At 37.7% G+C, this 24,294-nt stretch carries 24 protein-coding genes and 1 pseudogene; 16 read left to right on the top strand and 9 right to left on the bottom strand.

The features are described from left to right. Positions 1-463 precede the first annotated feature (463 nt). Positions 464-1,720 (top strand): restriction endonuclease subunit S, encoded by a 1,257-nt coding sequence (locus DWX73_RS01840; protein ID WP_118346431.1) that lies wholly within the window; start codon positions 464-466, stop codon positions 1,718-1,720. Positions 1,721-1,766: 46 nt separating this feature from the next. Here DWX73_RS01840 and DWX73_RS01845 read toward each other — a convergent pair whose 3' ends face one another. Genes DWX73_RS01845 through DWX73_RS01870 form a run of 6 tightly spaced genes read right to left on the bottom strand, consistent with a single transcriptional unit; the run spans position 1,767 to position 8,810 of the window. Then, complete coding sequence (locus DWX73_RS01845) at positions 1,767-2,576, bottom strand: tyrosine-type recombinase/integrase (protein WP_118346432.1); 810 nt, start codon at positions 2,574-2,576, stop codon at positions 1,767-1,769. A 41-nt stretch (positions 2,577-2,617) separates the two neighbouring features. Then, entirely contained in the window at positions 2,618-3,154 is a 537-nt protein-coding gene (locus DWX73_RS01850; RefSeq protein ID WP_118346433.1) for a restriction endonuclease subunit S, read from the bottom strand. Between the two features lie 18 nt (positions 3,155-3,172). Beyond that, positions 3,173-4,756 carry a restriction endonuclease subunit S gene (locus DWX73_RS01855; RefSeq protein ID WP_118346434.1) on the bottom strand — a complete coding sequence of 528 codons (1,584 nt, stop codon included), beginning with the start codon at positions 4,754-4,756 and terminating at the stop codon, positions 3,173-3,175. After that, positions 4,756-6,237 carry a type I restriction-modification system subunit M gene (locus DWX73_RS01860; protein WP_118346435.1) on the bottom strand — a complete coding sequence of 494 codons (1,482 nt, stop codon included), beginning with the start codon at positions 6,235-6,237 and terminating at the stop codon, positions 4,756-4,758. Before DWX73_RS01860 ends, DWX73_RS01855 begins: the two co-directional genes overlap by 1 nt. A 2-nt stretch (positions 6,238-6,239) precedes the next feature. Then, positions 6,240-8,579: an EcoAI/FtnUII family type I restriction enzme subunit R gene (gene hsdR, locus DWX73_RS01865; protein ID WP_118346436.1), complete on the bottom strand. Its 2,340-nt coding sequence runs from the start codon at positions 8,577-8,579 to the stop codon at positions 6,240-6,242. 18 nt (positions 8,580-8,597) lie between these two features. Then, complete coding sequence (locus DWX73_RS01870; RefSeq protein WP_118346437.1) at positions 8,598-8,810, bottom strand: helix-turn-helix domain-containing protein; 213 nt, start codon at positions 8,808-8,810, stop codon at positions 8,598-8,600. A 201-nt stretch (positions 8,811-9,011) separates the two neighbouring features. Between DWX73_RS01870 and DWX73_RS01875 the strand changes: the two genes are divergently transcribed. Continuing rightward, the gene (locus DWX73_RS01875) at positions 9,012-9,332 is read left to right on the top strand and encodes a multidrug transporter (RefSeq protein WP_118346438.1); all 321 of its coding nucleotides are present in this window, start codon (positions 9,012-9,014) and stop codon (positions 9,330-9,332) included. 50 nt (positions 9,333-9,382) lie between these two features. After that, entirely contained in the window at positions 9,383-10,366 is a 984-nt protein-coding gene (locus DWX73_RS01880) for an Abi family protein (protein WP_118346439.1), read from the top strand. 197 nt (positions 10,367-10,563) lie between these two features. Here DWX73_RS01880 and DWX73_RS01885 read toward each other — a convergent pair whose 3' ends face one another. Next, positions 10,564-11,058, bottom strand: coding sequence for an ABC transporter substrate-binding protein (locus tag DWX73_RS01885; RefSeq protein WP_118346440.1), 495 nt, complete (start codon positions 11,056-11,058; stop codon positions 10,564-10,566). A 385-nt stretch (positions 11,059-11,443) separates the two neighbouring features. Here DWX73_RS01885 and DWX73_RS01895 point away from each other — a divergent pair, with 385 nt between their 5' ends. Together DWX73_RS01895 and DWX73_RS01900 are read left to right on the top strand one after the other, a co-directional pair. Beyond that, positions 11,444-12,160, top strand: coding sequence for a phosphatase (locus tag DWX73_RS01895; RefSeq protein WP_118346459.1), 717 nt, complete (start codon positions 11,444-11,446; stop codon positions 12,158-12,160). A gap of 76 nt (positions 12,161-12,236) precedes the next feature. Further along, positions 12,237-12,527 (top strand): YerC/YecD family TrpR-related protein, encoded by a 291-nt coding sequence (locus DWX73_RS01900; RefSeq protein WP_118346441.1) that lies wholly within the window; start codon positions 12,237-12,239, stop codon positions 12,525-12,527. Positions 12,528-12,646: 119 nt separating this feature from the next. Here the strand turns inward: DWX73_RS01900 and DWX73_RS01905 are convergent, their stop codons facing one another. Continuing rightward, complete coding sequence (locus DWX73_RS01905) at positions 12,647-13,252, bottom strand: DUF1836 domain-containing protein (RefSeq protein WP_118346442.1); 606 nt, start codon at positions 13,250-13,252, stop codon at positions 12,647-12,649. Positions 13,253-13,535: 283 nt separating this feature from the next. Between DWX73_RS01905 and DWX73_RS15715 the strand changes: the two are divergent. From DWX73_RS15715 to DWX73_RS01940, 8 genes and pseudogenes are all read left to right on the top strand, one after another. Next, a pseudogene (locus DWX73_RS15715) lies at positions 13,536-14,218 on the top strand (ATP-dependent helicase); the annotation flags it as partial. Positions 14,219-14,350: 132 nt separating this feature from the next. Next, complete coding sequence (locus tag DWX73_RS15720) at positions 14,351-15,706, top strand: 3'-5' exonuclease (RefSeq protein WP_442871976.1); 1,356 nt, start codon at positions 14,351-14,353, stop codon at positions 15,704-15,706. 139 nt (positions 15,707-15,845) lie between these two features. Continuing rightward, entirely contained in the window at positions 15,846-16,088 is a 243-nt protein-coding gene (locus tag DWX73_RS01915; RefSeq protein WP_118346443.1) for a DUF4366 domain-containing protein, read from the top strand. A 127-nt stretch (positions 16,089-16,215) separates the two neighbouring features. Further along, on the top strand, positions 16,216-17,586 hold the full coding sequence (gene rlmD / locus DWX73_RS01920) for a 23S rRNA (uracil(1939)-C(5))-methyltransferase RlmD (RefSeq protein WP_118346460.1): 1,371 nt from the start codon (positions 16,216-16,218) through the stop codon (positions 17,584-17,586). A 303-nt stretch (positions 17,587-17,889) separates the two neighbouring features. Continuing rightward, positions 17,890-17,979: a hypothetical protein gene (locus DWX73_RS15390; protein WP_242996529.1), complete on the top strand. Its 90-nt coding sequence runs from the start codon at positions 17,890-17,892 to the stop codon at positions 17,977-17,979. Between the two features lies 1 nt (position 17,980). Further along, positions 17,981-19,489, top strand: coding sequence for a class I SAM-dependent DNA methyltransferase (locus DWX73_RS01930; protein ID WP_118346444.1), 1,509 nt, complete (start codon positions 17,981-17,983; stop codon positions 19,487-19,489). Continuing rightward, positions 19,473-20,522, top strand: a complete 1,050-nt coding sequence (locus DWX73_RS01935) for a PIN domain-containing protein (protein WP_118346445.1) — start codon at positions 19,473-19,475, stop codon at positions 20,520-20,522. The genes DWX73_RS01930 and DWX73_RS01935 overlap by 17 nt, the downstream gene beginning before the upstream one ends. A gap of 67 nt (positions 20,523-20,589) precedes the next feature. Next, a complete protein-coding gene (locus DWX73_RS01940) occupies positions 20,590-21,129 on the top strand; it encodes a restriction endonuclease subunit S (RefSeq protein ID WP_118346446.1) in 540 nt (179 codons plus the stop codon). Here the strand turns inward: DWX73_RS01940 and DWX73_RS01945 are convergent. Further along, the gene (locus DWX73_RS01945; protein ID WP_118346447.1) at positions 21,126-21,842 is read right to left on the bottom strand and encodes a restriction endonuclease subunit S; all 717 of its coding nucleotides are present in this window, start codon (positions 21,840-21,842) and stop codon (positions 21,126-21,128) included. The genes DWX73_RS01940 and DWX73_RS01945 overlap by 4 nt on opposite strands. A 15-nt stretch (positions 21,843-21,857) precedes the next feature. On the opposite strand from DWX73_RS01945, the gene DWX73_RS01950 reads away from it, so the two are divergent. The 3 genes from DWX73_RS01950 (at position 21,858) to DWX73_RS01960 (ending at position 24,255) form a co-directional block, all read left to right on the top strand. Further along, a complete protein-coding gene (locus tag DWX73_RS01950) occupies positions 21,858-22,052 on the top strand; it encodes a hypothetical protein (RefSeq protein ID WP_242996530.1) in 195 nt (64 codons plus the stop codon). A 90-nt stretch (positions 22,053-22,142) separates the two neighbouring features. Then, a complete protein-coding gene (gene xerA, locus DWX73_RS01955) occupies positions 22,143-23,129 on the top strand; it encodes a site-specific tyrosine recombinase/integron integrase (protein ID WP_118346448.1) in 987 nt (328 codons plus the stop codon). Positions 23,130-23,142: 13 nt separating this feature from the next. After that, entirely contained in the window at positions 23,143-24,255 is a 1,113-nt protein-coding gene (locus DWX73_RS01960) for a restriction endonuclease subunit S (protein ID WP_118346449.1), read from the top strand. Positions 24,256-24,294: the final 39 nt, after the last annotated feature.

The raw sequence follows: 24,294 nt of genomic DNA on the forward strand, positions 1-24,294 counted from the left end.
ATTCCCCATGCCCTTGCTTATATAATTGGCTTACACAAGAATTTGTTCGCATCACCATGTGTATTTTGAAAAAGAAAAAGACATCCAATTACTTATTGAATGCCTCAAAATAGAATTATGTTAATTATGATATTTTGCTGCGTTCACCTCCGGTGTAGCTAATAAAAAAGTGGGGATGGGGAGGAGACAGTTCCCCAACAAGATAAAACTCCGAAATATTACTTATATGGCAGAATGACGATATGGTAATACCGGGGTGGATCTTGCTCTTGATAATGTAGGAAGGGAAAAATGCTGAGAATAATATTTTTTATGATCGTATTTACAATACGATTCTTATAATTTGCCTTATGAGAAAGTTGGAAAGAATGAGCCAGTGTGCATTGCGGATGAAGTACCGTTTGACATTCCTGAGAGTTGGGAGTGGGTACGACTGAGCAAAATCGTTTACAGCAGAGGGCAAATGACACCTGCTGATGATTTCTGTTATATAGATATTGGATCTATTGATAACAAAAATCAGAAACTCAGCGATGAAGAAAACATTATTACTGCGAATAAGGCGCCTTCAAGGGCAAGAAAAATTGTCGCTATAGGTGACATTCTTTACTCTACAGTGCGTCCATATCTGCATAATATGTGCGTCGTTGACCGTTCCTTTAGCCATCAGCCCATTGCCAGTACAGGTTTTGCTGCCCTTACTTGTCACACCGGCTTTTACAATGAGTTCCTGTTTTATTATCTGATGTCACCAGACTTTGATGCGTATGCAAATGACACAGACAACGCCAAGGGCATTGCTTATCCTGCGATCAACGATAATAAACTATATCGGGCACTTATACCAGTTCCTCCTGAATCGGAGCAAAAAAGAATTGTAGAAAAAATCAAAGAAGCATTACCTTATGTTGCTACATACGGAGTGGCATACTCCGAAACAGAATCTCTAAATAATACTTTCCCAGATAGACTAAAGAAGTCTATCTTACAAGAAGCGGTACAGGGAAAACTTGTCCCACAAGATCCTGCCGACGAACCAGCTTCCATCCTTCTGGAACGCATCCGTGCTGAGAAAGAGCAGCTGATTAAAACTGGTAAAATCAAGCCAGACAAGCACAAATCCGTCATTTTTAGAAGGGATAATTCTCATTATGAGAAGTTGGACGGAATCGAGTGCTGCATTGACGATGAGATACCGTTTGAGATTCCGGGTAGTTGGGTATGGGAGCGTTGGGGCAGTATATCCCAATCCATTCAGTACGGATATAATGCTCCTGCAAAGGATTGTGGTCGAATAAAGATGGTTCGTATTAGTGATATCCAAGACAATTCTGTATTGTGGGAAACAGTTCCTTACTGTGATATAAAGGAAAATGAAATTAGCACCTACCTTCTGCAACCAAATGACATTTTGTTTGCAAGAACAGGAGGAACCGTTGGAAAGTCATATCTTGTACAAGAAGTTCCTGAAGAAGCAATCTATGCAGGATACTTAATCAGAACCAGATACAGCCAATGGCTATGCCCTCAATATTTAAAATTTTTCATGGAAAGTGAACTATATTGGAGCCAGCTGCGTAATGGCACTATTGCGACAGCGCAACCAAACTGTAATGGCAAAACGTTAGGAAAAATGTTATTACCTATTCCACCATTGTCTGAGCAGTATAGAATTGTCGAAAGGGTCAATGCTCTATTTGATTATTGCAATTCAATATGAAGTACAAGGCATACACTGTAACAATCTAAAGTGTATGCCTTTTCTTTTACCAATCTACGATTGTATCAACAATTTCTCTCTGTTCTGTGGCTGTTTTTCTGAGGTAAATACGGGTGGTTTCGATGCTTTCATGCCCCATAAGATCCGCAAGAAACGCTATATCATTACAACGATCAAGAAAACTCTTAGCAAACCTGTGACGGAACGAGTGCGGATATACAACTGCAGGATTGATGCCATACTTCACCGCCAGTTTCTTCAACTGTCCTGAAATGCCACGGGTTGTAATACGTTCCCCATATTTGTTCAAAAAAATGAAGCCACTTTCTTGTTGCTTTTCAGCCAACCAAGAAAGGGCTTCATTTTGCAGTTCTTTTGGAATATAAATTCTACGCAATTTACCGCCTTTAGAGTACAAATCAAGATGCCCTAACTTAACATGTTCAGCTTTAATCTGAATTAGTTCGCTGACTCTGGATCCAGTGGCAGCAAGGAAGCGAATTACAAAATACCAAAACATTTCGTTGTCATTCTTCAGACAAGATTTGAAGTATTTGTAGTCTGCTTCACTAATGACATTTTCCAAAAAAGTTTTCTGCTGCACACGGATAAAGGGCAATTTCCATTTTTCTTTGCCAATGCACTCTAAGTAGCAGTTGATAGCCCGAAGTCTGAGATTAACCGTCTTGGGTTTATAATTCTCAATCAGCCATACCTTGTACTCACGCAGTTTTTTCTGGGTAACATCATCGTATTGCTCCCCATACTGTTTGATGGCGAATAGATACGATGAAATCGTGTTTTCCGAGAGGTTTGTGCCCCTCAAATGTCTTTCGAATTTTTGTTTTTCTATCATGGCGAAAGACCTCCTTTCGCCAAATATTATACAATGCTTTCCTAAATCAGCGTAATCTTGTTGAACAATTCTTGTTGTTTTTCAATGATACGGCGTTGCTCTAATACCGGTGGAATAGGGAATAAGAGGTTCATGACGCTATTACGATCTATTCCAGGAATAACCCCCTGTCCCTTAGATTTGATTTTATCGAAGTTTGCTTGTAGGAACAAACGGACATAGTGCATATCCAATGATATAAACTTTTTTATTGCCATGATTTGCCTTGCGATATGAGCTTCTGCAATATCACAAATCACAGTTTTTCCGTAGCCTGAACCCTTGCAAACTAACAACACATCTCCACGATTAGCAATTACCCTTGGTGTTTCGGTCCAACGGTTTAGTAAAACACCGTTCTCTGATAAACTACTGGCACCCGTAATATAAGGCATTCCCTTTTGGGTGTTGTTATATTCTTCAGGCTTAAAATCTGTTCCTGAAAGCAAAGAAATAACTTGTCCCAATCTTGACCATTCCCATGTATCAGGAATTTCAAACGGTATCTCATCGTCGATACAACGCTCGATTCCATCCAACTTCTCATAATGAGAACTTTACAAACCAGATAGCCTATTTGAAATAATGGCATAAAGTTCAAGTATCTGTTTTTGTTCACGAATTGGAGGAAGTGGAATAAGAAAATTCATCAGTTTTGTAGCGCTTAGACCTTCTCTTGAAACCCCAACTTGAACATCCATGATTAGATTTTGGATATAATTTGAAATTAAAATGGTGTGTATCCATTGACGTATTACAGGATCCAACAATCTGATGATCATGACGTGCTGATTAACATTTGCTATGTCAAAATCATCTGGAACAATCGCACAACGACCTATAGATCCACCAGTAATATTTAGCAGAATATCTTTTGCTAGAACGATGCTTCCTGACTTTTTTAGGTTGATTTCTTCTGTAATATAAGCAATGTCAATCAATCTTAGACCGTCATTATAAACATTTTGAGAACGAATAAATTTGATACCATCGGACACATATACCGCTTTGCCTCCTGTTGGGGTACTGCCAGCTCCAATTTTTATGCATAATTCATTGAGTCTGCACCATGTCCAATTTTCAGGAATGTCAAACGGAATTTCATCATCAATGCAAACTTCCTCAGAACCTCGCTTTTCATAATGAGAATTATCCCTTCTAAAAATGACGGATTCGTGCTTATCTTTTTTGAGTTTACCTTCGGCAATTAACTTTTGTTTTTCAGCGCAAATATGTTCCAAAAGTACAGAAGCTGGTTCATCAGCAGGATTTTGTGGAACAAGTTTACCTTGAATTGCTTCCTGTAAAATGGATTTTTTGAGTTGTTCCGGGAAATTATCATTCAATCGTTTGGCTTTAGAATATGCTATACTATATTCATTCACACAAAGCATTATTTTGTTAAGTTTCTCCACAACACGAAACTGTTCTAATAATGGTGGGATTGGAACGAGCATATTTCCAAGCGTTTTTCCATTACAGTTGGGCTGTGCAGTGGCAATAGTTCCTTCTCTTAATTGAGACCAATACAATTCGCTTTCCATAAAGTATTTCAAATACTGTGGGCATAACTGGTTACTATATCTAGTTCTGATTAAGTACCCAGCATAAATCGCTTCTTCTGGAACCTCCTGCACGAGATAAGACTTTCCAACGGTTCCTCCTGTTCTTGCAAACAAAATATCATTTGGTTTCAGAAGATATGCATCAATTTCACTTTCCCTTATGTCGCAGTAAGGAACTGTTTCCCACAATACAGAATTATCTTGAATATCACTAATGCGAACCATCTTTATTCGCCCATTTTCCTGTGCTGGTGCATTGTAGCCATACTGAATAGATTCTGATAATGTTGCCCAGCGTACCCATTCCCAACTCTCAGGAATGTCAAACGGTACTTCATCCGCAATGCACACTGGTTCATTCTTTCCAACTTTCTCATAAGGCAAATTATCAGCACCACGAAAGATATAAGAAGGATTCTTCTCTTTCTTGATTTTTCCTGCTTTGATAAGTTCTTCTTTTTCTTTTCTTATTCGTGCAAGTAATACAGAAGCTGGTTCATCATTTGGATCTTGCGGAACAAGTTTTCCTTGAACAGCCATCTGCAATATCGAATTTTTCAATTGTTGTCCGGTCATTATTGTTCCTCCAGGTCAATACCTAATATTTCTGTAATCTGAGCTAAAATACGGTCAATATCAGCATTTAAGCTAGCTCGTTTTTCTTGGTATTGTTGAATTAATTCTTTTGGCGGCAAAATTTCTTCTTCCTCATGAGGATAACCACAAAGATCAATATTATAATTTTTTGCAATGATTTCCTCTACCGAAAACTTCTTTGCCTTATCGAAACCATCCTTATTGATTTCTTCTCTATCATTCCACCACTTCATAACTGGTTCGAAATGTTTGAGTTCCATTGGTTTTGTCTTAGAAAAATTTTTATATCCCTTCGGCATATCCAAACGATAAAACCATGTTTCTTCTGTTGGTGTTGTATGATCAAAGAACAAAATATTTGTGGTGATAGAAGTATAAGGTGCAAACACACTATGTGGCAAACGAATTACGGTATGTAAATTGAATTCAGAAAATAATTTCTTCTTAATGGCAACTTTAGCATTATCTGTACCAAACAAGAAACCATCCGGCAGGATTACAGCAGCACGACCATTTTTCTTTAAACGATACATAATAACTGACATAAACAAATCTGCTGTTTCACTACTTGCCAAATCTGCCGGAAAATGATTTTTCACTTCCATTTTTTCATTTCCGCCATAGGGTGGATTCATCAAAATAACATCAAATTGATCGCTTTCCGTGTAATCTAAGACATCCTTTAAAAGAGAATTATCATGATAAATCTTTGGCACATCAATTCCATGTAACAACATATTGGTAATACACAGCATATACGGGAACTGTTTCTTTTCTATTCCGTATATTGAAGTATCATAGGCTACCTGATCCTCTGTAGTTACTATTTTTTTTGATAATTCTTTTAACCAACTCGTAAGAAATCCTCCGGTACCACAAGCGAAATCAGCTGCCTGTTCACCAATCTGTGGGGTAATCATTTTTGCCATAAAATCTGTTACTGCACGAGGAGTATAAAATTCACCGGAAGAACCTGCACTTTGTAATTCCTTTAAAATGGTTTCATAAATTTCACCAAAAGCATGACTTTCTTCATAATCTCCTAAGTCAAGATCATCAATAACATTAATAACTTGCCGAAGAAGGACACCGTCTTTCATATATTGATTCGCATCTGCAAATGTAGTTTGAACAATAGCTTTTTTTATTGGAGTAGATGCATCAACAGGAAGTTTTTTCAATGTTGGAAATAATGTATTATTTACAAAATCCAACAATCTTTCTCCTGTCATAGCAGTACCTGTACGATCATCAACCGCCCAATTTTTCCAACGACATTCTTCAGGAATAATGGAAACGTAATCTTCATCGTCCCATTCCCAATCCTGCTCCTTCGCATCATATACTTTCAAAAAGAGCATCCATGCAATTTGCTCTATACGCTGTGCGTCTCCATTGATGCCAGCATCATTCCGCATAATATCACGAAGTCTTTTTACAAATCCTGCTAAATTACTCATATTTATACCGCCTCTTCTGTGTAAATTGCTTTTTCAAGTTCTTTCACCGCTTGCATATAACCAGCTTTTCCACCAAAATATCCTGCAATTTTTGCTGGTTTTCCCAGTTTCAAAAACGGATCAAGTTTTAAAATTTCAGTTTTCTCGATTTCATATATACCAGTATTCATGTATTTATCCAAAAGTGCTTCCAGCACGTCTCTTGCAATACCGCTATATTTACTGAGAAAATCACGTTTTTTTACATTATTAGCTCTTTCTTTCCGAGTTAAAGGCTTTTTATCAAAGGCTACATGGCAAATAAAATCAAAATCATCTACATCTACCATATTTTGCTCTTTTTTCATCGTTTCAAGATTAATTCCCCGTTCCAAAAGCATTTCTTTGATTTTCTCTTTTTTCTCTTCTTGCGACCATTGTCTTATAAAATTATCTAACGATGCGTATTCACCAATAATATTTTCTTTCGTATAATCCACAATACTTTCTTGTCTTAAAAGTTTTCCGTTGGTATCATACACGGAAACTGTTTTATGAATAATTTGAACTTTGCATCCATCTCGGTCAATAATTGGTTTTGGATTTCCGTAAGGAACTTTTGGATCTTTGATAACATTAGTCTGATCAGATTCTTCTCCATAAGTAGTTTCTCTCTTAGGAGTGAAATTTTCATTAATTTCAATTGGTCCATCCCAATCAGGATCCGCAAATAATCTAGTTACATTTCGAAAATCCATAACAACAAAATGAGTTTTCCCTTCTTTTTCTCGAAGTCTGGTTCCTCGACCAATAATTTGTTTAAATTCTGTCATAGATCCAATCATTTCATCCAAAACAATCAGTTTTGTCATTTTGCAGTCTGCTCCCGTCGACAATAGTTTGGAAGTTGTTGCGATAACAGGGTATGGAGATGCAACAGAAATAAAATAATCGAGCTTCTTTTTGCCATAATCATCACTTCCGGTAATTCTCACAACATAATCAGGATTTTTTCTGACCATATCAGCATTTAAGTTTACTAAAGCCTGACGCATACGTTCTGCAGCATCTTCTGTTGCACAGAATACGATTGTTTTCGCCATTCTGTCAGTTGCTTTTAAGTAACGTGTTATTTCTAAAGCTACTTGCTGAATACGGTCTTCTATAATGATATTATAATCATAATCACTGTTTGTATAAATTCTATCTTCAATTTCATTTCCAGAAATATCTCTTTGTCCCTTTCGTGGCCGCCATCCATCACCAATATCAGTCATAATATTAATCACTCTAAATGGCGCAAGAAATCCATCTTCAATACCTTCTTTCAAGCTGTAAGAGTATATAGGCTCATGAAAGTATGAAAGATTAGAAATATACTTCGTTTCCTTTGGTGTTGCTGTCATTCCAATTTGAGTTGCGGAACTAAAATATTCCAAAATTTTTCGCCAGCGACTTTCTTCTTTTGCGCTTCCACGGTGACATTCATCTACTATGATAAGATCAAAAAAATCAGGAGTAAACAATTCACTAAAATGTTCTTTGTCGTCATCACCGACTAATTGTTGATATAACGAAAAATAAACTTCATGAGAAGTAATCGTATTTTTATCATCTTTTGCAACATTAATTTTATGAATTACTTTCTCTAATGGTGCAAAATCCTGTTGTATCGATTGATCCACAAGAATATTACGGTCAGCCAGATAAAGAATTTTCCGTTTCATTCCACTTTGAAGCATACGATAGACTATCTGAAAAGCAGTATAAGTCTTACCTGTACCAGTTGCCATAACAAGTAACAAACGCTTTTGTCCTCTTGCAATCGCATCTACCGTTCTATTGATTGCAATACGCTGATAATAGCGTGGAGGATATGTATTCTGACTACTGTAATATGGTTGTTGAATAATTGCCTCCTGCGCAGAAGTCATTCCTGATTCCTGTTTAAAGCGTTCAATCAGTTCTGATTCATTTGGAAATTCATCTAATCCAATTACTCGTTCTTTTCCTGTAAGAAAATCATGTTCTGCAAATCCTTCTCCATTAGAACTGTATGCAAATGGAAGATCGAGCATTTGCGCATACGTCATAGCCTGTTGCAAACCATGTGAAATGCTATGTTTATTGTCCTTAGCCTCAATAACGGCAATCGGATTATTTGCACTCATATACAGGATATAGTCTGCTCGTTTTGGCTTTTCACGAAAAACAAAATTTCCTTTTAAATTGATTTTGCCATCTGTAACTTGTGTTTCCATTGTAATTTTTTTAACATCCCATTTAGAAGTAATAGCAGGTGTAATATACTGTAATTTGATATCTTCTTCTGTCATTTGTTTTTTTGATAAAACGGTACTCATCTATATTCCCTCCCCCCATTATTCGATTTCTTTTGGAATAATATCCATAATATCGTCTATTGAACAGTTAAGAACACCACATATTCTTACCAATACTTCTACACGAACATCTTCATTTTTCCCTAACTTCGCCATAGCATTTGTGCTTATTTGAGCAGCTTTGATAAGTTGTGTTTTACTCATTCCTCTATCTATCAGTATTTTCCATAATTTATTGTAACAGACAGCCATCTTAAACCCTCCAACGATACAACTTCTCATAATTTTTGATTATAAGAAGATTATAGCATTCGACGTTTTAAAATTCAATTTTGAATTGTAATTCTCAATCATACAAAATCGAAAATTAAATGCAATTTTTCAAAAGACAAGTATTGAGAAACAGAACTGCTTATACTATAATTTACTTATGTCAAAGTGGAGGGGATACAAATGTCAGAATACGGATTTACCAAAAAGGATTGGTCTTTGTTCAGAGAGAAAATTTCAGACTGGCAAGAAGCCTATATGGATAAGTTGAATAAAGAATATATTGAATTGCTAAATGGTGAAGGAACTCCTTCCGAAAGATTTTGGACTTTAGAAGAACGTATTCGCAATGATGAAAAAGATACCGGTGTGCAGTTAAGAATGAGTCGTTCTAATTGCATCACTAACATTGTTTCACTTTTAAATGAAGGTGCAATCACTATGAACGATTTAGAAGAATTTAGCGATGAACTGAAGGAAAACATTCGCTTTATTACAGGCTAAAAATCGATTGTATCACAATTAATAGTTTTAAATGTTAAACAGGAGAATTTATGTCAAATTATAAATCAACAGATGCACTAATGCGGCATCTTCGGAATAATGGAATTGCTATTTCAGGCAGTTCACAAAAGCAACAATTAATTAATACAGGATATTTTCACGGATATAAGGGATACCGTTTTTTTGTTTCGTCCAATCGTAGAATCCCTTTTACCTCATACAATGAAATTAATGCTACGATTCAATACGACACAAAATTAAAATCATTGTTATACGGTAAAATGATGTTGATTGAAACTGCTCTTAAAAACATTGCCCTTAATACCATTATGGCAGAGATTAATTCAAACAGCATTTATGATATGTATGACAAAGCCGTCAGCAGTTACAAAAATGCTTCACCAGGAACTTCGGAAGACATTAAGAAAAAATTCCAAAACAATAAATTGAATTTACAGGGTTCTATTCAAAATTCTATTGCAGCGGCATACCGAAAAGAAAATCCGAAAATTACACATTTTTATAATACTGTGAATTATAATGAAGTCCCAATCTGGGCAATCTTTGAAATTTTGACAATGGGAGATTTTGGATATCTTCTTTCCTGCTTAACACAAGATGTCAGAAAAAAGATTTCAAGAAATATTGGTTTGAATTTGTCCAGCGATACCAATTGTACGTTAGTCTATAAATATGTATATGCATTAAAAGATTTAAGAAATGCTATCGCACATAATGATGTTGTTTATGATACACGTTTTAGAAAAATGGATCCATCGAAACCTATGAAGCAATGTCTAATGTTAGAAATGGGATTACCATACATAAATTTTAAGACTATAGGAGATTATATCATTCTTATATGTTATTTCTTAAAGTTGTTGAAGGTGTCCAAAACTGAAATCAAAGCATTTATAAGAGAATTTGAAAAAATAACTAAAGAATATGAGGGGCAGGTTAGTTCTGCCGTAGCCGCAATCACCGTTCATCCAGACTTGTTTTCGCGGATGACAATATTAAAAAATTCAATCTAATCTATTGCATATTTTTCGTTATTATAGTATATTATTAATAGCAATTGGGGTATGTGTTTGCGGACACATACTTGGAGGAGCCGGAGAAATCTGGCTCCTCTTTTGATTTCAGGATATTTTTTATTTCAATGTCTGAAATTCTTTCGCACTATTCATCCCGTCCACCCAGTTACACAAAATCACAATACTCTCTAAATTTACATTAATATATGTACGCCACCTTTTCGACCGCCAAGTACAGTTTTTCCCTTTAAGTCATTCCATGAAAAATCAGGCATTTCTTCCCTGGCAACGAGAAAATTTCCGGCGCGTTGTGTCAGCTGGGCAAAATTGACAACATAATCCTTTGAACCGCCGTTGTAGGTGTAAATGGAAGCTTCTGATCCCATAAAACCGATATCAGCTTCCCCAGAAAGGACAGCAGTCATTGTTTTGTCAGCGCCGTATCCTGTAACAAGCTCCAGATCAATATGATTTTCCTGAAAATAATCTTCTTCGATGGCTACATACATCGGTGCGTAAAAAATGGAATGAGCCACTTCATTGAGAACGACATGTTCGGGTTTTTCTTTTGCCGGAGTTTTTTGTTCAGCGGTATCGGAACCTATTGTTGTTTCGCTTTGTGAGCATCCCGTCAGAAAGAGGGAAAGGCAGGCAGCGCCTGCCAGCAGCATTGATGTTTTCTTTTTCATAAAATCCTCCTGAATAACAAGTATGTGATTCGGTATACTATATGTGATTCAGAAGAAAATGTGCGTGTCACGAAAGGTTTGGCGGTTCTGACTGAGCGCGCTGATCTAATACAGGAGCCTGATATTTATAGAGTTCGCTGTAAGATTCTAGTTCTGCATCAGAGACAGGCTCAGAAGGAATCAGCCTGTACAGTCAGTTGTTGACGCAGCATTTGCCAGATAATCATAGGAATCAATGATGATATCGTTTTGCTGTTCCAGTTCAGTTCGTGATGGAAAATGCATTTTCCGCATAAGCTCACCTCCTTATTTACTATAGGATTCTCTCCGGAATGGTGGTATACTATACATGGAAGTTACGACAGAAAGAAAGTGGGGAGAAGAGATGAAGTTTGTAACAGATACACATGCACATACCATTGTGAGCGGTCACGCCTACAGTACTATGAAAGAAATGGCACAGGCAGCAAAAGAAGCGGGATTGGAAGTATTGGCGCTGACAGAACATGCACCGACAATGCCGGGAACATGCGGGATGTTTTATTTCCAGAATTTTTCTGTTGTTCCGAGACAGATGTGCGGAGTAGAATTGATGCTTGGCGCTGAATTAAATATTTTAGATGAAAAGGGGACGGTAGACCTTCCGGAATCTACGATCCGGAATCTGGACATCGTGATTGCGAGTATTCATGGGCCGTGCTATCAGACAGAGAATACATTAGAACATAATATGCAGGCATATATCAATGCGATGAAAAATCCTCTGATTGATATTATTGGTCATCCGGACGACGGAAGAATCCCGATTGATTATGAGGTGCTTGTAAAAACGGCAAAAGAAACAAAGACATTATTGGAAGTCAATAATTCTTCATTAAATCCAAAGGGATTTCGACAAAATACACATGAAAATGTTTGTCAGATGCTGAAATTATGTAAACAGTATGAAGTTCCGATCGTGCTTGGAAGTGATTCTCATATTGATTCAGCAGTTGGAAAATTTCCGCTGGCAGAAGCAGTCATCCGTGAAACAGAATTTCCGGAAGAACTGATTGTAAGCACCTCTGCAGCGAAATTAAAATCCTTTTTGCGGCAATATTGATAATATTTATTTACTTTATGAATTTAATGTGCTAAAATCGTATCAATGATAGGCAGAGGATAAGGAGATTGTGATTATGAGTAAAAAGATCAGAACAGAGGCAGTCGACTATTTATTTGATGCAGTTTTAAGTCTGAAAAGCAAAGAAGAATGTTATCTTTTTTTCGAGGATATTTGCACAATTAATGAGTTGCTTTCGCTGTCGCAGAGATTAGAAGTTGCAAAGATGCTCAGAGAACAAAAGACATATTTGGATATAGCGGAGAAGACAGGGGCATCGACAGCAACGATCAGCCGTGTGAATCGTTCGTTAAATTATGGAAATGACGGATATGATCTGGTATTTGATAGAATTTCTTCTAAATAATATCGAAGAGAATAGCGAGATATCGGCTGACAGTATCACAATAGGGACAAAAGCAGGAGGAAGTTTTCCAGTGTTGAAAACTTTCTCCTGCTTTTAACGTTCTACTTATGAAGGATATACTATTTTTTATGCTCCGGTTCCGGAAAGAGATCAATAATCTGTTCAATCAGCTGTTTTTTCATATAGACATCAAAACTCAATGTGCATAGAAATGAGAAGAGCTGAAGAAAATCCCGTTCTTTTGGATCTTTGACATCTGTAAATGTCTGCAAAGCAGCCGCAGAAGAAGAGGAAAGATCTTCACGCAATTTTGCAAGCTGAGTATCAGAAAGGCTGAATACTTCTTTATAAATAGATGTCAAATCAAGTTCGCTGTCTGTCTGGAAATATTTTTCCAGTACAGGGTGAAGCAACGTATCGATATCTTTGATAGAAAGCATACTTTTGAAATAATAAATAAAAATCAGCACAAGCACATGCTCTCTGGAATATTTCTTTTTAACAGGCGGCGGAAGAAGATGATTCTTTGCATAGTTATTGATCATTGTCTTTGTAAGAATTTTGTCCTCTTCATATCTTTTCGAACCGGCAAGATGCTGATTCATAAAAGTAGTTACCTGATCCATATATAAATCAATATTAGGGATTGTTTCTGGCTCGATGTAATTGAGCTGGGTTAAGTTTGCCAGCATATCCTGTAAAAGTTTTTCTGTAGTTAATTCCAATATTATCACCTCTATAAATGACATTATATAGTATTAAAAACTAGATAGCAAGTCTTTTCTAAGAAAGCAGAATGTTACAAAAGGAGGAAAATGGTACAAAAAATTGTAAAATTACAGATAGAAAATTTGTTCGGGCAAATGATTTTCAGAACAGATGATTTATGTTATACTAAAACACAAATGGTCAGAAAGTCCATTTGTGTTAGAAGGAGAAATTTATGAGTATTTATGATACATTGAATGACAGACAAAAAGAAGCTGTCCTGCACACGGAGGGACACTGTTGATCCTGGCGGGGGCAGGTTCTGGGAAAACAAGAGTATTAACGCACAGGATTGCCTATTTAATAGAAGAAAAGGGAGTAAATCCGTGGAATATTCTTGCAATTACATTTACAAATAAGGCAGCAGGAGAGATGAGAGAACGTGTGGATCAGATTGTAGGATTTGGCTCTGAGAGCATCTGGGTAAGTACGTTTCATTCCACCTGTGTAAGAATTTTGAGACGCTATATTGACCGACTTGGCTATGGGACTAATTTTACAATTTACGATGCAGATGATCAGAAAGCACTGATGAGAGATGTGTGTAAATTGCTTCAGATCGATACAAAGATCTACAAAGAACGTAGCTTGCTGGCAGCTATTTCCGCTGCAAAGGATGAGATGATATCACCGGAGGAATTTGAACTAAATGCCGGCGGGGATTACCATGAAAAAAAGATTGCACAAGTATATAAAGAATATGAACATCAGTTAAAAGCGAATAATGCGCTTGATTTTGATGATTTGCTTGTAAAAACCGTACAATTATTTCAGACACAGCCGGATGTGTTAGATACTATCAGGAACGATTTCGGTATATCATGGTAGATGAATATCAGGACACGAATACCGTTCAGTTTCAATTTGTAAGCCTGTTGGCATCTAAGTATCGCAATCTTTGTGTAGTAGGAGATGATGATCAGTCAATCTATAAATTCCGTGGTGCAAACATTCAAAATATTTTGAGTTTTGAGAAAGTTTTTGAAGATGCAAAAGTTATTAAACTTGAACAGAATTACCGTTCTACAGGAACGATTCTTGAGGCGGCAAATGAAGTGATCGCCAATAATCAGGGACGGAAGGAAAAACGGCTTTGGACAGAGAATGCACAGGGAGATAAAATACAGTTTCAGATGTTTGACAATGCCTATGAAGAAGTGGAATATATCGTAGATGATATTCGAAAGCATGTTAGAGAAACTGACAGCAGTTATCGGGATTATGCGATATTGTACCGAACCAATGCACAGTCCCGTATGTTTGAGGAGAAATTAGTTACAGCAAACATTCCATATAAAATTATTGGCGGGATTAATTTCTATGCCCGCAAAGAAATTAAAGATTTGTTGAGCTATTTAAAAACAGTTGATAATGGTCAGGATGATCTGGCAGTACGGCGGATTATTAATGTGCCGAAGAGAGGAATCGGTCTTACTTCCGTAAATCGTGTGCAGGAGTATGCATTGCAGAAGGAAATAAGTTTCTATGAAGCGCTTTTGGGAGCGGATCTGATTCCGGGAATCGGAAAAAGTCTTGGAAAGCTGGAATCATTTACGGCAATGATTGAGCATTTTAAAATGGAATCCGGAAATCAAAAAGTATCGGAACTTATACAGGAGATTATTGATGTAACAGGATATGTCGAGGAATTACAGGCAGAAGATACGGTGGAATCAGAGGCGCGTCTGGAAAATATCGATGAACTTCTGAATAAAATTGTGGCTTACGAAGAGGATTGTGAGGACCAGCAGATTCCGGCAACGCTGAGTGGATTTTTGGAAGAAGTGGCATTAGTGGCTGATATTGACAGTTTGGAAGAAGACAGTGATTATGTTGTTTTAATGACACTGCACAGTGCAAAAGGGTTGGAATTCCCGAATGTTTATCTGGCCGGAATGGAAGACGGACTCTTTCCAAGCTATATGACGATTACAGCAGATGATCCTGCAGAACTGGAAGAAGAGCGGCGTCTTTGTTACGTAGGAATCACAAGGGCAATGCATAAGCTCACATTGACCTGTGCAAAGAGAAGAATGATTCGGGGAGAAACGCAATACAATAAAATGTCTCGTTTCTTAAAAGAAATTCCGATGACGCTTCTTTCTTCCGGAATGCCGGTTGAAAAAGAAGCAATGGAACTTCCAAAGCAGATTGCTTACGCACAGGCAAAGCAGTCTTTTCAGTCAAAGCCGTTTGGCATGGGAAAACCGGTACAGCAATTTGCTGTGAAAAATGGAAATGGTCCGGGTTATGATGTGGGAGATCGCGTGCGTCATGTGAAATTTGGGGAAGGACTTGTGACAGGAATTACGGAAGGCGGCCGGGACTATGAAGTTACAGTAGCATTTGACACGGCAGGGACAAAGAAAATGTTTGCAGCGTTTGCAAAATTACAAAAAATAGACGAATAAAAATAATGCTGACAGGGAAAACTGGATTTGAGAAGATGAAAGAATTTAACAGATTTTTCTAGTAATATAAAAGGGTTAGTGTTATAATAATAGAAATAGATGTGGTCAGTAATTTACTAGACGGAAAGGACGTGGCACAATGAACAAAATAGAAGATCTTGTAGCAGCATCAAAATTAAATGAATTAATCCATAAGAAAGACGATGAAAAGGCATCTAAGACGATTCTCTGGGTACTTGCAATTGTTGGTGCAGTAGCAGCAGTGGCAGCGATTGCTTATGCAGTATATTGCTTCTTCACACCGGATTATTTAGAAGACTTCGAAGATGATTTTGAGGACGATTTTGATGATGACTTCTTTAATGAAGAGGATGAAGTATAGAGAATCAAAAGTACTGAATGTGATTGATAATATCCGTTGGGAATTCCCTGACGGATATTTCTTTTCGTAAAACGTCTAATGGACAGCTTTTTGCAGAAAATAAATGGCAGGAAAGGATTTACCGCAAATGAAAAAAGGACAGGTTCTGGAAGGAACAATAGAAAAAGTAGAATTTCCAAATAAAGGAATGGTATCTGTATCGGGAGAAGAAAAACCGGTTCTCGTCAAAAATGGTATTCCGGGACAGAAGATTCGCTTTTGCATTAATAAATTCAAGAGAGGAAATGCAGAAGGACGGCTGTTAGAAGTGTTAGAACCGTCACCGCTGGAAACAAGAAAACCAGTCTGCAGCAATTTTCCGGCTTGCGGAGGGTGTATGTACCAGACAATGGAATATGAAGCGCAGCGCCGGATGAAAGAGGAGCAGGTAAAAGCAATCATTGATGAGGCAACGGAAGGAGATTATATTTTTGAAGGGGTAAAAGGAAGTCCAAAGGAATTTCGTTATCGGAATAAGATGGAATTTTCTTTTGGGGATGAATATAAAGACGGACCGTTATCGCTCGGACTTCATAAGAAAGGAAGTACATATGATGTCCTTACGACCTCTGATTGCATGCTCGTACATGAAGACATGACGAAGATTCTTACATGTGTACTGCAATATTTTCAAGAGCGTGGAGTTAGCTATTATCGAAAAATGCAGCATACAGGATATTTGCGGCATTTACTTTTAAGAAGAGGGGAGCGTACCGGAGAAATTCTTGTCAACCTTGTAACAACAACACAGGAGGAACATGATCTGGAACCATTGAAGAGGGCGCTGCTTGATCTTACACTGGAAGGAAAGATTGTGGGAATTCTTCATATTTTAAATGATTCGCTGTCAGATGTAGTTCAAAGTGATGAGACGCGCGTTCTCTACGGTCAGGATTATTTCTATGAAAAACTCCTTGATCTGGAGTTTAAAGTAACGCCATTTTCTTTCTTTCAGCCGAATTCACTTGGGGCAGAGGTACTTTACCGTACGGTAAGAGAATACATTGGCGATATTCATAACATGACGGTATTTGATTTGTTCAGCGGAACAGGAACTATCGCACAGGTGCTTGCTCCGGTAGCAAAGCAAGTGATCGGTGTTGAGATCATCGAAGAAGCAGTTGAGGCAGCGAGAGAAAATGCGGCACATAACGGACTTGATAACTGCAAATTTATTGCAGGAGATGTGTTCCGTGTACTGGATGAAATTGAAGAAAAACCGGATGTGATTGTTCTTGATCCACCAAGAGATGGAATTCATCCAAAAGCGCTGCCGAAGATTCTCGATTATCAGGTAGATAAGATTGTATATATCTCTTGTAAAGTAACAAGCCTGGCCCGGGATCTGGCAATGATGCAGGAGAGAGGATACCGGGTTGTAAAATGCACGGGAGTTGATCAATTTTGTCAAACAGTGCATGTTGAGACTGTGTGCTTGTTGGAGCGGAAAGATAAATAAATATTGAAAAGTGGCGTATTTCCGGGCTTTTTGTAAGGATAGCATCCTTAGAGAATCCTATTTTGCATCATGCTAAGAAGGAATTTGAGGAGTTAGTTGGTGCGGAGTTCAATGAATTGTTTAACAAGATATAAAAAATGAAACTATCGTGCAGGTACGCAAACTGGGATTTAAGACATTTGATATACTGATGAGTATCAAAAGAGGAAGAAGAACCAGATATGAAGAAAACAAGGGGTGTTAAGAAGATGGGAATTAGTTCTGTATCTGTAGCTTGGTAAGGGTGCTAACATCACCACAGATGTGCTTGTAAAGATATGCGAGTATCTCAAGTGTGATATTGCTGATATTACGGAAATAGTCTTAGATGAATCATCAGAGGAGGAAAACTAAAATGGCAGATAAAAATACAGCCGATATTGGATTTGAAAAACAAATATGGGATGCGGCTTGTGTACTTCGTGGTAACATGGATGCATCAGAATATAAGAACGTCGTTCTAGGATTGATTTTCCTAAAGTATATCTCAGATAGATTTGATGATAAGTACCAGGAGCTTGTTGAAGAAGGCGACGGATTCGAGGAAGATATCGATGAATATACTTCTGAAGGTATTTTCTTTGTACCGGCTGGTGCACGTTGGAGTGAAATTGCAGCAAAAGCGCATACTCCGGAAATCGGAACGGTGATCGATGATGCCATGCGTGCCATCGAAAAAGAAAATAAGCGTTTGAAGGATATTTTGCCTAAGAACTTTGCACGCCCGGAGCTGGACAAGCGTAGACTTGGCGATGTTGTGGACCTGTTCACCAACATCCAGATGATTGAACAAGGCAGTGAAAAAGATATCTTAGGTCGTACCTATGAATATTGTCTTTCTATGTTTGCAGAACAGGAAGGAAAGCGTGGGGGTGAATTCTTTACGCCTTCATGCGTAGTACGTACTTTGGTGGAAGTCTTGAAACCTTTCAAGGGACGAGTATATGACCCTTGTTGTGGTTCAGGAGGTATGTTTGTTCAGTCTGCGAAGTTTGTTGAGAATCACAGTGGTAATATCAGCAATATTTCTATCTACGGTCAGGACTCAAACCCTACTACATGGAAAATGGCACAGATGAACCTTGCTATTCGTGGAATTGAACCAGATCTCGGAGCCTACGCTGCAGATACGTTCCTAGATGATCGTCATCCAACATTGCGAGCAGATTATATTATGGCTAATCCTCCATTTAACCTTTCCGATTGGGGATTGGATAAACTAAAAGAAGATCAGAGATGGAAATATGGGACACCACCAGCAGGAAACGCCAACTTTGCATGGCTTCAGCACATGATTTTTCACCTTGCGCCAGCAGGTCGTATTGGTATGGTATTGGCGAATGGTTCACTTTCTTCTCAGTCAGGTGGAGAGGGTGATATTCGTAAGAACATTATCAATGCCGATTTAGTTGAGTGCATTGTTGCAATGCCTACTCAGCTATTCTACACAACGCAGATTCCTGTTTCGCTCTGGTTTATCAATAAACAGAAGAAACAACCGGGAAAGACTTTATTTATTGACGCTCGCAAGATGGGAACGATGGTGAGCCGTAAGCTTCGAGAGTTGACAGATGATGATATCAAGAAGATTTCAGATACCTATGAAACTTTTGTTGATGGAACACTTGAAAATGTCAAGGGATTTTGTGCTGTTACAGATACAGTTGAAATTGAGAAACAAGATTATATCCTCACACCTGGCCGCTATGTGGGTATTGAAGAGCAGAAGGATGACGATGAGCCGTTTGAAGAAAAGATGGTTCGGTTAACAACTGAACTTTCGGAAATGTTTGCAAAGTCGCATGAGCTGGAGGGTGAAATCAGGAGGAAGCTAGGAGCGATCGGGTATGAGCTTAAACAATGAAATAACATATTGTTTGATTTTTGATACGAACGCTCTGTTTCAAGCATACGAAAAGAAGGCAGATTTTACAACTTTTAGCTTTAATGCAACATTTGAAAATGTAATTGATATGATTAATCAACTTGATATATATAATCAGGTAACCGTAGCAATTCCATCTGTTGTATGGAGTGAAATGGAGAAGCAGATTATAGAAAAGCATGATGAATTGCTTTCAACTTATAAAAGTACGATATCAAAGAAAAGATTTCCTGAATATTCTATTCAAGAAAATCCGGATATAAACTATCCGGAATACATAAAAAATAAGATTGCGGAATACAAGAAAGAGATTTCAGAAGGATTGAATGAAGTTATAGAGATTCCTCTTGCTTCTAATAATAGGTTTGAAAGTATTGTAAATCGTGCATTTAGTAAGTTGCCTCCTTTTGAAGGAAAAGAGAAAAAGTCTGATAAAGGATTTAAGGATGCATTGTTATGGGAAAGTGTTTTAGAATTTTCATTAACGCATCGCAACTCGAAAATTATATATTATTCCAAAGACAATGCTTTTGGAGAATTTCTGCTAAATGAGTTTGCAGAAAATGTATCAGATTCATCACTGTTTATATGCAAAAATGAAAGTGAAGTTAAGGTACAATTAGAAGCGTGGGCAAAAGAAATTGACAAATATTCGTATCAACCAATTGAAGAGTTTGATGAAAACCAGGAAATTGTTGACTGGTTAAACTCTGAAGATTTTCTTGTGCAGATAATAGATCGAAATTTTGGACTTGTTGAAAAAGGACGGTTGATTACTTCAACTACAGCTCATTTGATTAGCATTGATAATATTGAATTCTTGAATTCGGACGTGAATGCAATTGAATATTATATTGAAGTAGCATTGCAGTTTATATATGAATTGAAAGATGGAGGGAAAACACAGGACACAATCAACGTAGGTATAAATGTTAAGATGCTGGATGATGCGACTTATTCGGTTGAAGATGCTTATAGAATGGATGAAGATGAAACTGAAAGTGAGAGTTAGCTTATGAATACAGGACAAGAAAGAATAAACGAATTTGTAATTCGTGAAAAACTGGAGGCGATTGGGCATGAGATCTGAATGGACAAAAAAGAAGCTCTCTGATATTGCAGATTTCAATCCGAGAGAAACAATAAAAAAAGGTACTATAGCTAAGAAAATCCCTATGGATGTGCTCCGCCCATTTTATCGAGATATTTCATATTATGTTGAAGAATGTTTTTCTGGTGGCACAAAATTCCGTAATGGAGATACGATTATGGCACGAATTACGCCGTGTTTAGAAAATGGGAAAACAGCGCAGGTCTCAATCTTAAATGATGGAGAGGTCGGGTTTGGCTCAACGGAATATATAGTGTTTAGAGCAAAAGAAGGAATTACTAATAAGGACTATTTGTATTATCTCGTTTGTAGTCCAGAAGTAAGAGAACTAGCAATAAAATCTATGGTTGGCTCCTCTGGACGACAGCGTGTGCAGACTGATGTTGTAAAGAATCTTGAAATTGATGTGCCTCCATTAGTTGATCAAGAAAAAATCGGCTCATTTTTGAAGTCGTTTGATGATAAAATTGCACTCAATGATAGAATAAACAAGAATTTAGCGGCTTAGAGGTCAATGTCAGAGACATCAAGCTCACCGGACATAAGCTTAGGTAAAAGAGTATCTCGAAGTACAGCAAGATGTTCATTTTGCTTGCCATTGGCAAAAATCTGATTGAAAATTGATTTGCAATAATCATCAAATGCTATAACTTTATCTACTGGTGGAATTAAAATAGTTTCCGTTTCGATAAAGCCTGAGAAGTCAAGGTTCTTAATACCTGTTGTGCCGTTTTCATAAGAGAAAAAGACACCTTTACCATACAGATATTGCCAATAATAGTAGATAAACAAACTGTATCCTTCTTTGGGTTTCATTGCCTTACAGAAATTTGTGCAAACCATACCGCTATCATAACGGTCGAGTAAAGATTGAGTTATAGCTGTACATCTACCGGTTGATTGAGTAGGACTACCTCCTGAAATTTCAACAACAATGTCACTGGCTGTAAGTTGTTTTGTGGCAAAGTTTTTAGGAAGAATATATCTTGTGGGCATTTTGCCTTTGTTGCCTGCTTTGACTTCGGGAATATCTGCACCCCTAATGCAGTAAACCTTTTCGGTATTATTGCCTGTCGGTGCTTCTTTTCCCCAATCACCATTTAAGGTTGATTTAATAAGTTCAGAGAATGTTCCTGTTGACCATTCATTGTTTTCGGGATTGTCTATAAACCATTCTTTGAATATTGCCTGAGCTTGTTGTTCTAAATTCTTGTTTAACATAGGGAGGAAGACAAAATGATGTATTTTAAAGGTGTGCCAATTGAAAAAGTAGGCTACTGTAAATGTTCATCCATATCGTCTGTTACATCAGAAATTGAAGAATGGGGATATTGGGATGTTTGTTGTAGGTGTGGAAAACCACTTAAAGATGGATTCCATTATTATAATCATTATGATGGAGAAGATCACGATGATATAGACCTTTATTAAGAATAAAACTCCTACCAACGGCGGGAGCTAAAGCCAACGGAACTGCCGTTGAGTCGTTCTCTGGAAAATAAATTTGAAGGAGAATGACCTATGAAACAACAAATTATTTCAGAGGTAGTGCAGCAAATGTTGTCACACCTCGACAACGCACAAATGAAACAGTTGCAAAAGGTGCTTGAAAACACACTGTTTGGTTGTGAGATTACAGCGCGGGCAGAAAAGAAAGATACAGACAATAACCCAAAGCTGATAGACGCTTTTGTTTCGGCAAAGCGGATTGAAGGCTGTTCAGAGAAAACGCTGAAATATTACCGCACAACCATTGAAACGATGGTGGCTTCGATAAACAAAGGTATCCGCCACATTCAGACAGAGGACTTGCGTTCCTATCTGACGTATTACCAGAGCAAGAACCAGTCCAGTCGTGTGACGATAGATAATATCCGTAGGATTCTATCCAGTTTTTTCTCTTGGTTGGAGGACGAGGACTATATTTTGAAAAGCCCTGTCCGCCGTATCCATAAGGTAAAAACGGCAACCAACATCAAAGAAACCTACACAGATGAGGACTTGGAAAAAATGCGTGACAACTGCACAGAACTTCGAGACTTGGCAATGATTGATATGCTGGCTTCTACTGGAATGCGTATCGGTGAAATGGTGTTGCTGAACAAAGCGGACATAAATTTTAACGAACGAGAGTGTGTGGTTTTCGGTAAAGGGGATAAGGAACGCATTGTATACTTTGATGCTCGGACAAAGATTCATTTGCAGAACTATATTGACAGCAGAACTGATGATAATCCGGCATTGTTCGTTACCTTGCGTTCTCCGCATGAGAGAATCAAGATAGGCGGTATCGAATTTCGCCTGCGTGAAATGGGTAAGCAGTTGGACATTTCCAAAGTCCATCCGCATAAGTTCCGCAGGACGCTTGCAACGATGGCGATTGATAAAGGTATGCCAATTGAGCAGTTACAGCAGCTCTTGGGGCATAAACGAATAGATACGACCTTGCAGTATGCAATGGTCAAACAGAGCAATGTTAAGTTGGCTCACAAGAAATACATAGGTTAAGGAAGGTGACAATATGGCGGTTTACAAATTAAAAGATATATGCTTAAAAATCGGTAGCGGAGCAACTCCGAGAGGTGGCAAAGAAGCATATTGTGATGAGGGTATTTCTCTTATCAGAAGTCAAAATGTACTTGATTTTGTGTTTTCACATGATGGATTAGCACATATAAATGAGCAACAAGCAGACAAATTAAGTAATGTCGAAGTAAAACCGCAAGATATTCTCTTGAATATTACAGGAGATTCTGTGGCGCGTGCTTGTGCGGTTGATGTAAGAGTTTTGCCTGCACGTGTGAATCAGCATGTAGCCATTATACGACCTGACGAAGATAAGGTGTTGAGTAGCTACATTCTATTTTTTTTGCAAATGATAAAGCCATATTTACTGCAAATTGCTGCGGGTGGTGCAACACGAAACGCTTTAACAAAAAGCATGATCAAGAATCTTGAAATTGATGTGCCTGATATATTGTCACAGAAGAAAATAGTGGCTGTACTTGATGATATTCAAGAAAAAATACGAGAAAATAAGGAGATAAACAAGAATTTAGAACAACAAGCTCAGGCAATTTACAGCCGTATGTTTATTGAGCACCGACAAGAAAGTGGGAACCCAGGGCAGCTGGCTGACCTAATCTCAGTTAAATATGGAAAAGATCATAAAAAACTGGCTGACGGAAACTATCCAGTATATGGATCAGGTGGAATAATGCGATATGTAGAAAAACCTCTGTATACTGGCGAATCTGTCCTTATCCCCCGTAAAGGTACACTTAACAATGTTATGTATGTTGACGGTGCATTTTGGTCGGTGGATACAATGTTCTATACTGAAATGCTTCGTCCTAATATTGCAAAATTTGTGTATCACTTTTTAAAAGGCAAAGACCTTGCTTCATTGAATGCTGGCTCTGCTGTGCCAAGCATGACAACCAATATTCTGAATGCAATGCAACTATATATTCCTGACGAAAAAACATTAGAAAAGTTCGAGAATATAGTTTCGCCAATGTATAGTGCAATGCAGGAAAACACAAAAGAATCCAAGCTTCTTGCCAATACTCGTGATATACTTCTGCCGAAACTTATGTCCGGCGAATTGGATGTCTCTGACATTGACCTCTAAGCCGCTAAATTCTTGTTTACCATAGAAATATAACGAAAA

This window comes from Coprococcus sp. AF21-14LB, from assembly GCF_003458885.1.
Classification (GTDB): domain Bacteria; phylum Bacillota; class Clostridia; order Lachnospirales; family Lachnospiraceae; genus UBA9414.